Origin of the sequence: Flavobacterium pectinovorum, assembly GCF_006438875.1 — a bacterium.
GTDB classification, from domain to species: Bacteria; Bacteroidota; Bacteroidia; order Flavobacteriales; family Flavobacteriaceae; genus Flavobacterium; species Flavobacterium pectinovorum_A.
In genome coordinates this window covers 433,054-441,760 of sequence record NZ_RCZH01000003.1, presented here as the reverse complement: position 1 = coordinate 441,760, position 8,707 = coordinate 433,054, and the positions used below count along the sequence as shown (strand labels likewise).

Below are 8,707 nucleotides of genomic sequence, written 5' to 3'. Positions count from 1 at the left end.
AATAAAGGTCTTTTGAGTGTATAACCATGAAGCTTTTAAGCAAGGTAAAACGCCTTTTATGCGCCATGGTAACTTCTCTGTTGTAACTAGTCTCATTTAAAGACTGCAAGCATGATTGGATCAGCTCATCGATTGGTTTTGAATTCATATCTAATTGATTTAGTGGCTACAACATTGTAACCACTAATCAATATATGAAGATTATCAAAACAAGATTATCAACAGTTATCCTGTATAGTCAGGATGTTTTGAAATAAAATGTTTATCTACTTGTGATAATTTATTTCTTCTGATTTTCAATATTATCAATATCTTTTGATAATATTGAAGAATCGAAAAAATAAATTCATCCTTTACTTTTTACTTAATTGGCCTTTCAGTTTTCTGGAGGGCTTTTTGTTTAAATAATATTGTTTTGCTTTATATCCATTTTCTTAAAGTGCATATATTCTATTTTGATAAAAATAATATGCAAATTTCTTGTATAAAAACAATTTAACTAATAGTTGCCTATACATCTATTAATTTGAAAAATTCATAAAGCTTTATTTCTCTTGCCTCACAAATTCGTACCAAGGTTTTTAAACTAATAGTATAATCTTTATTATATTTTATATTCCGAACTGTCTTTTCGTCAATATTATGTTCACTAGCAAATGCGCTTTGAGATTTGGCTTTTGCAGCCCACTCACGCGCAATGTAATCAACGATTAAACGATTCTTATCCTTCATATATAACAAAGTAACTTTTTATACTTCAAAATAATTCGGATTAAAATCCGAAATTCAGATTATTTTGTTATATTTGCTTTTGAATTAATATATTTGCGATTCTTCATAAAAAATATTTGAAGCATTCGCTTTGAATCTCGTTTTCAAAAACTGGCGTTTTATATACCACGAGAGGATAAGTATGATGCTCACGCTTTAGGGCGTGGGCTCACTTATTTGTGGTAGGGCGCCGCCAGTGCCTTGAAAGCGATAAGATGAGTTCTGCGCCTTTTTTTAATCAGTCATCTTAAATTCATAGCAATACTTCCTGCTGTTTTAAAGTTTCGCACTCGTAGTTGAACCTATTAAAAATTTCTGCCTGTGCTATAATAAATCTCTCTTATGATCATTAAGCCGTTTACTTAATGCATAAAAAATGGCCCTCTATCTCGTCGCCAAACTAACATAGAGGACCGTAGCTAATCAAATCACTTTAACTAACCAATCCCAATATTATGAATAATTTTTCATTTTACAAGGATGGGAAAGCTCTTTATTGCCTAATTTTTATTGGCATTCTATTGTCTTTTTCATCTGTTTATGCTAAGTATCCAGCTCGGAATAATATTAATTTTCAACTACATCAAGTCCAAGGAACTATTACCGATGGCAAAAATCCACTGCCCGGCGTAACTATTACTGTAAAAAACAAACAAAATTCGACAGCCATCTCAGATTATAGTGGGCAGTATTCTATTTCAGCATCTCCTAATGACACTTTAGTATTTTATTTTATTGGCTTAAAAAAAGTTTCTATCCCTATTCGAGGACAGAAATTGGTCAATGTAAATCTTGAATATGATACCACTACATTGCAGGAAGTTAAAATTAATGCCGGCTACTATTCGGTCAAAGAAAGCGAGCGTACGGGAAGTATTGCCAAAATATCTTCTAAAGACATAGAAAAACAGCCCGTCTCAAATATACTAGCAGCCCTGCAGGGTAGAATGGCAGGCGTTGATGTTGTTCAGGAAACAGGGGTTCCTGGTGGAGGCTTTTCAATAAATATTAGGGGCACAAACAGTCTTCGGACGAACGGCAATACCCCTTTGTATATTATTGATGGTGTTCCATATTCCTCTGATCCGTTAAGCTATAACCAAACCTCAACAACAATTCCAGGTGAGAACAGTCCGCTGAACAGTATTAATCCAAATGATATCGAAAGTCTGGAAATACTTAAAGATGCTGATGCCACCGCAATCTATGGCTCACGGGGTGCGAATGGTGTGGTATTAATTACTACGAAAAAAGGCAAGTCAGGAAAAACTTCTTTTGTAGTTACAACTTCCAATGGATCCGGAAAGGTTACCAGAATGCTAGATCTGATGAACACGGAGCAATATATCAAAATGCGTAAACAGGCATTTGCCAATGACGGCATAACCAAATATCCATCACGCGCTTACGATGTAAATGGTAAATGGGACCAGACCCGATATACAGACTGGCAAAAAGAACTCACAGGCGGAACATCCGAAATACTGAGCAATCAGCTAAGCATCAGTGGTGGATCTGAACAGACGCATTTTTTAATTAGTGGTAATTACAGAACAGAATCAACCGTATTTCCCGGCACGTTTTTATACAAGAAAGCAGGCGCACATCTTGCACTCGATCATAAATCCGAAAACAACAAATTCCGTTTAAATTTTTCTGCTGGGTATACTGCTCAAAAAAACGAACTTCCGTGGACTGACTTTACTTTAATTTCTAGAAATCTGGCACCAAATGCGCCGTCATTATATCATGAAAATGGGAATTTGAACTGGGAAAACAACACATGGCAGAACCCACTTGCAAATTTGGAAGGCAAAAATAAAAACGCCACATACGATCTGATTGCCAACACGGTCCTAACATTTGAAATTGCCGAAGGACTAGATTTTAAAACCAGTCTTGGATTTACAAATCTTAATAGTGATGCAAGTCGTACCTCTCCTTCTACCATGTATAATCCCTCTTTTAATTACGGTAGTGAATATTCATCCATTTTTTTAAATACTATTGGAAGGCAATCCACAATAATTGAACCGCAGTTAGACTGGAACACTTCTTTTGGTGCATCAGAAATTAATGTACTGCTTGGTGGTACCTTTCAAAATCAGCAGACCAAAACCGTAATACAGGAAGCTTCAGGTTTTTCAAGCAATAGCCTGATTTATGATCTGGCTTCGGCATCTTATCTTTCTGTTGAAAATAATGAAACGATAAACTACAAATATCAAGCCTTCTACGGCAGATTCAATTATATACTTTATAATCGATACATACTCAATCTGACAGGTCGAAGAGACGGTTCAAGCAGATTTGGACCCGGCAATCAATTTGCCTTATTTGGAGCTATCGGAGCAGCGTGGCTTTTTTGCAAGGAAAAAGCCGTACAGGATTATCTTCCGTTTCTAAGTTTTGGAAAACTCCGGGGAAGTTATGGAACAAGCGGGAATGATCAAATCGGGGATTATCAATTTTTGGATACATACTCCTCTTCTGGTTATCATTATCAAAATAGCAATGGACTAATGCCGCTTCGTCTTTATAATCCTGATTTTGGATGGGAAACCAATAAAAAACTTGAAGTTGCACTCGAACTTGGTTTTTTAAAAGACCGAATCATGTTTACTACGGCTTGGTATCAAAACCGTTCTTCAAGCCAGCTTGTGGGAATGCCCTTGCCTGGAACTACAGGATTTAACTCTATTCAATCAAATCTTGATGCAGAAGTACAAAACAGCGGTTTTGAATTTACTTTAAGATCTGTAAACATTCAGAAACCAAATTTTAACTGGACAACAGAGTTTAATCTCTCTATTGCCAAAAACAAATTATTGTCTTTCCCTGGACTTGAAATATCGCCTTACAAAAATGACTATATCGTCGGGCAGCCCATTACAATTCGAAAACTTTTCCATTCTAAAGGTGTAAATCCTCAGACCGGAATATATGAATTTGAAGACGTAAATGGCGACGGGCAAATTACTTATGCAGATGACAGGCAGACTCCATGCAATTTAAGCCCTAAATATTTTGGCGGACTACAGAATCAATTTACTTATAAAGGATGGCAGCTGAATTTTCTTTTTCAGTTTGTAAAACAACTCAATTTTAATTTTGCAAGCACACAAGGATACGCCGGGACCTTGCGCAATCAGCCCTCAGAAATAGTAGATAGCTGGTCACAGACCGGAGATATAGTTCCATATCAAATCTTTACAAGCGGTACAAATCAAAAGGCAATGCAGGCCAGTGAGTATTTTGCTGAAAGCGACGGGGCTGTAAGCGATGCTTCGTACATCCGCCTTAAAAACATCTCGCTCTCTTATGATCTGGCTTCAAAGTGGTTTAAAATAATGAACTGCCGTATCTCACTGCAGGCACAGAATCTAATTACCATAACATCTTACAAAGGTGCCGATCCTGAATTCAAAGATGCCGGATTCCTGCCTCCTCTGCGAATAATAGCTGCAGGATTTCAATTCACATTTTAATAAATTTAGAATTATGAACCAAAATACAATTATCTCAAAAAAATTAGATCGAAATATTTTAAGCGCTTTAATGATCACTATATCTTTCTTTACCCTTTTTAGCTGTGACAGTTTCGTGGATATAGAAGAGCCTAACTCCCAGCTAACAACTGATGCGGTCTTTGAAAGTAAAGCCACCGCCACAGCAGCAATGACCGACATTTATGCTCAAATGCGAGATAACGGCATTATTACAGGAAAATTAGCAGGCATCAGTAATCTGATGGGAAATTATACCGATGAATTAGTAGCGTATGAAAACGGGGCCTACTCCTCTGAACCTTTTTACAATAATTCAGTTTTACCCTCGAATGCACTTATCCTGTCCCAATGGAATGCATCTTATAATCAAATATATGCTGCAAATGCAGTCTTGGGTGGCCTGGATAATTCTACAGTTCTGACAGCTGGAGATAAGAACCAATTAAAAGGAGAGGCCCTTTTTGTACGCGTACTAAATCATTTTTATCTGGTAAATCTATTTGGCAGTGTGCCTTATGTTACATCAACAGATTACAAAGTAAACAGTACAATTACGCGAATACCCATTAGTGAAGTCTATAGTAAAATAATCGAAGACCTTCTTACCTCGGTAGATTTACTCTCGCAGGATTATGTTACCTCTGAACGGGTCCGTCCTAACAAATCCACAGCACAGGCGCTCCTAGCCAGGGTTTACTTATATACTCAGCAATGGGATAAGGCTTCCAATATGGCCTCTGCGGTTTTAAATAATCAATCACTTTATGTTTGGGAAAATGATCTTGATGCTGTTTTTCTTAAAGAAAGCACCGCAACTATATGGCAATTATCACCTGATTACAATGGAAAGAACACACATGAGGGTGCAGCATTTATATTTCCTTCCGCCGCGCCATCTCTTGTTGCGCTTTCAAACACGTTGTTGGAGTCCTTCGCTGCAAATGATCTTAGAAAAAGCCATTGGATAAAGGCAGTTACTGACGGCACCGATATCTGGTATCATAGCTATAAATACAAGGAGGATTCAGATACAGGTTCTTCAGTGGAATACTCCATTGTATTTCGTACAGCTGAACAATATCTAATCAGAGCAGAAGCACGGGCACATCAGGGTAATCTAATAGGTGCAAAAGAAGATTTAAATAAAATAAGGAACACAGCGGGGCTTCCTAATTCGGATGCTGTTACGGCTGATCAAATTATTGATGCTGTTATACAAGAGCGCAGATTCGAACTTTTTACCGAGTATGGTCATCGCTTTTTTGATTTAAAGCGGACTGGAAAACTTGATTCAGCACTTAACTATAAAACCGGGTGGAATTCCACTGATTCCCTTTGGCCTCTTCCACAGTCCGAGCTGTTAACAAATCCATTTTTAACTCCTCAAAATCCAGGTTATTAAAATGAAATCATTATACATCTTAAATAAAAAAGAAGCCCTTTTTATTGCTCGGAGAGTCGTCAAGCGATTTGCTGCATTGTCTTTCTGTATTTTTTTAATATTTAAAGCTGAAACAATTTCTGCTCAGACAATTCTTAAAACTCCTGTGACAGAAAAAGACTATCACTTATGGGGAAATTTGTATTTCGATAAAATTTCCGAATACGGAAACTGGGTTAGCTACAGAATGGCATATGATGAACATCCAGATACTCTGTTTGTTCGAAACGCTTCTTCGTCGTTTACTTATAAACTTTTAAGCACCACTGGATATTTTAATAAGGAAACTGACTTTGCATCTGTAATTCCCGGCAAAGGCCTGGAAATAATTGACTTAAAAAAGGGTACTAGGAAATTGATCAAAGAGGTAAATACTTTTAATTTTAGTGCAAACGGCAATTTTCTTATTACCCAGCGAAAATCATCCAACGTCAGATGGCTGGATATTAGATATCGGAATGGAATCATCGCTGACAGTATATCAGGAATCCATCGAATAGTTTTTAATCCGACTCGAAACATGGCACTTTGTTCTTTTTCAGAAGGACAAAGCAGTCAAATGATTCTATTTACGTTTGGAAAAACTATCGATAAAAAAGTAATTTTTGACAGCCCTAAAGGGATGTTTTCGCATATGGTATGGCAGGAAAACAGCCAAAGTTTTGCCTTTTTACAGCATACCTTAGATAAAAAAAATGGACAAAACAATAGTATATATTATTATAAGCTAAGTAATAAAAAAATGCATTATCTAGATCCTGAATCTACGTCTGATATATCAAAAGAAAATCGTATTTCTGATACGCACCAGAGTAAACTTACCATCTCAGATGACGGCAGTAAGATTTTTTTTGGCGTAGAAAAGAAGGTGCCAACAGATCAATATGATGCAGACAAAGTTCAAATATGGAACGGCAATGACAGCCTTCTCTATCCGTATCGCAAAGAATATCGCAATTATGAAATCTTATCCAAATTAACATTATGGGAACCTGAAGAAAACCGGGTACTTGCCGTGGCAAACGATGAGCGTCCGTATGTGCTACTCAACGGTAATCAAAAGTATGCTATTACTTTTAATCCTTCCGAGCTTGGACTGCAGCATAAAGAATATCCAAATACTAATTTTTACATAACCAATCTTTCTACGGGTTTAACTAAATTATGGCTAGAGAATCAAAACAGGAACTCTGGCGATCTGATTATATCTCCCACTGGCAGATATGCGACTTATTTCAGGGATAGAAATTGGTGGATATATAACTTTGAAAATGATAGCCACATTAATCTGACAGCTGATAAAAATAATGACTTGTATGAATCTGAGGTAATACAAACTCTTCCGGTCGGATTTCAGGGATGGACTGCCAATGATAGGGATATTATTATCAGGGATAAATATGATATCTGGAAAATAAGTTCAGATGGAAAAACCCGGCAGAAAATTACATCCGGCAGGGAAAAAAATATTTACTACAGGGTCAAAAGATTGGGAAGTGATCTGATTGGCACGAGAAATTTCGATGGAATAACGGGACTTACTTTAGACCCTGATCATCTTCTTATAGAAGCTAGCAGCAATACAGATAATGGATATTATATACTAAACGCAAAACAGAATTTACAGCCAATTGCTTGGAAAAAAAGTCTTGTATCATTCCTTAATAAGGCAGAAAAAAATGATCTCTACATTTATATAGAAGAAGACTTTGACAGGCCTCCATGCTTAATATTAAAAAATATAAATGGAGAAGATGAAAAAGTTTTAATCCGAAGTAATCCACAACATTATAATTACCTATGGGGGAAATCTGAATCAGTCGAATATAGGAATTCAAAAAATCAGAAAATAAACAGTGTTCTTTACTATCCCGCACATTATGACAGCGAAAAAAAATATCCAATGATTGTTCATATTTATGAGAAATGGCCTAACCAGTTACATAAATATTATAACCCATCACTTTTGTTGGACATTGGACTAAATGTTGCAAATCTGACTTCCAAGGGCTACTTTGTTTTAATACCGGATATCAATTATGAAATTGGTAATCCTGGACTCTCTGCCACCGACTGTACAGTCTCTGCAGTAAAGGAAATAATTCACAGAAAACTTGTCGATCCCGCCAAAATCGGACTTATGGGACATTCATTTGGCGGTTATGAAGCCAACTTCATAATAACGCAGACAGATTTATTTTCAGCGGCTGTCTCAGGAGCAGGAATCGGAGATTTTACAGGACATTATTTTTCAATTGGATGGAATTGGGGAAAGGCCGAGATCTGGCGCTATGAAGATCAGCAGAACCGTATGAAAAAATCTTTTTTTGAAGATAAAGCAGGTTACGATCGGAACTCACCAGTACAATTTGCCGACAAAGTAAAAACACCATTACTGTTATGGACTGGTGAGCAAGACAGTCAGATTCATTACAGTCAAAGTATTGCTTTCTATTTAGCATTACAGAGAAATAATAAAAAACAAATTATGCTGATTTATCCAGGCGATGCCCATATTATAAGCAATAAATCACATCAAATTGATCTTAGTCGTAGAACAGAGGAATGGTTTGATTATTATTTAAAAGGAAAACCAATTAATTGGATATCAGGCGGAACAAAATAATAAAATAATGCAGGTCTATAGCAGACCTGCATTACCCTCTAAAAGGGAGATTAATAATCATGAAAACTAATTTTTGTGATAAAGTACTTTTGAACAGTTTGCTCCTACTTGCTCAAATGCCTGATCACCGGCAAGAGTACAAATTTGAGTTCCCTGATTATTACACAATCTCACTTCCTCACAAGGCTCAGTCAACGAATTGCGGTTGTAGCCTTGTATGTCAGCAGTACTTTTTGAACTTCCTGCATTTGTGCTTACCGCTCCTGCAGAAGCCAAAATAAAGGCTCCTACCGGCATGATAATTTTTACTAAATTTTTCATGGTAATAAATATTAAAATTAAAAAAATGATCTACTCTTT

General features: G+C 36.5%; 5 protein-coding genes. 3 read left to right on the top strand and 2 right to left on the bottom strand.

The features are described 5' to 3' along the window. Positions 1-510: 510 nt before the first annotated feature. Positions 511-732: a helix-turn-helix domain-containing protein gene (locus EAH81_RS06285; protein ID WP_140504936.1), complete on the bottom strand. Its 222-nt coding sequence runs from the start codon at positions 730-732 to the stop codon at positions 511-513. Positions 733-1,226: 494 nt separating this feature from the next. Between EAH81_RS06285 and EAH81_RS06280 the strand changes: the two genes are divergently transcribed. Genes EAH81_RS06280 through EAH81_RS06270 form a run of 3 tightly spaced genes read left to right on the top strand, consistent with a single transcriptional unit; the run spans position 1,227 to position 8,347 of the window. Continuing rightward, a complete protein-coding gene (locus EAH81_RS06280; protein WP_140504934.1) occupies positions 1,227-4,259 on the top strand; it encodes a SusC/RagA family TonB-linked outer membrane protein in 3,033 nt (1,010 codons plus the stop codon). A 13-nt stretch (positions 4,260-4,272) separates the two neighbouring features. Continuing rightward, complete coding sequence (locus tag EAH81_RS06275; protein ID WP_140504932.1) at positions 4,273-5,682, top strand: RagB/SusD family nutrient uptake outer membrane protein; 1,410 nt, start codon at positions 4,273-4,275, stop codon at positions 5,680-5,682. 1 nt (position 5,683) lies between these two features. Then, positions 5,684-8,347, top strand: coding sequence for an alpha/beta hydrolase family protein (locus EAH81_RS06270; protein WP_140504929.1), 2,664 nt, complete (start codon positions 5,684-5,686; stop codon positions 8,345-8,347). 66 nt (positions 8,348-8,413) lie between these two features. Here the strand turns inward: EAH81_RS06270 and EAH81_RS06265 are convergent, their stop codons facing one another. Beyond that, positions 8,414-8,668: a DUF6520 family protein gene (locus tag EAH81_RS06265; RefSeq protein ID WP_140504927.1), complete on the bottom strand. Its 255-nt coding sequence runs from the start codon at positions 8,666-8,668 to the stop codon at positions 8,414-8,416. Between the last annotated feature and the right edge of the window lie 39 nt (positions 8,669-8,707).

What these genes read in the sequence shown, in the direction of transcription:
- EAH81_RS06285 (WP_140504936.1), bottom strand. Translation starts at nt 732, where the DNA reads ATGAAGGATAAGAATCGTTTAATCGTTGATTACATTGCGCGTGAGTGG.
- EAH81_RS06280 (WP_140504934.1), top strand. Translation starts at nt 1,227, where the DNA reads ATGAATAATTTTTCATTTTACAAGGATGGGAAAGCTCTTTATTGCCTA.
- EAH81_RS06275 (WP_140504932.1), top strand. Translation starts at nt 4,273, where the DNA reads ATGAACCAAAATACAATTATCTCAAAAAAATTAGATCGAAATATTTTA.
- EAH81_RS06270 (WP_140504929.1), top strand. Translation starts at nt 5,684, where the DNA reads ATGAAATCATTATACATCTTAAATAAAAAAGAAGCCCTTTTTATTGCT.
- EAH81_RS06265 (WP_140504927.1), bottom strand. Translation starts at nt 8,668, where the DNA reads ATGAAAAATTTAGTAAAAATTATCATGCCGGTAGGAGCCTTTATTTTG.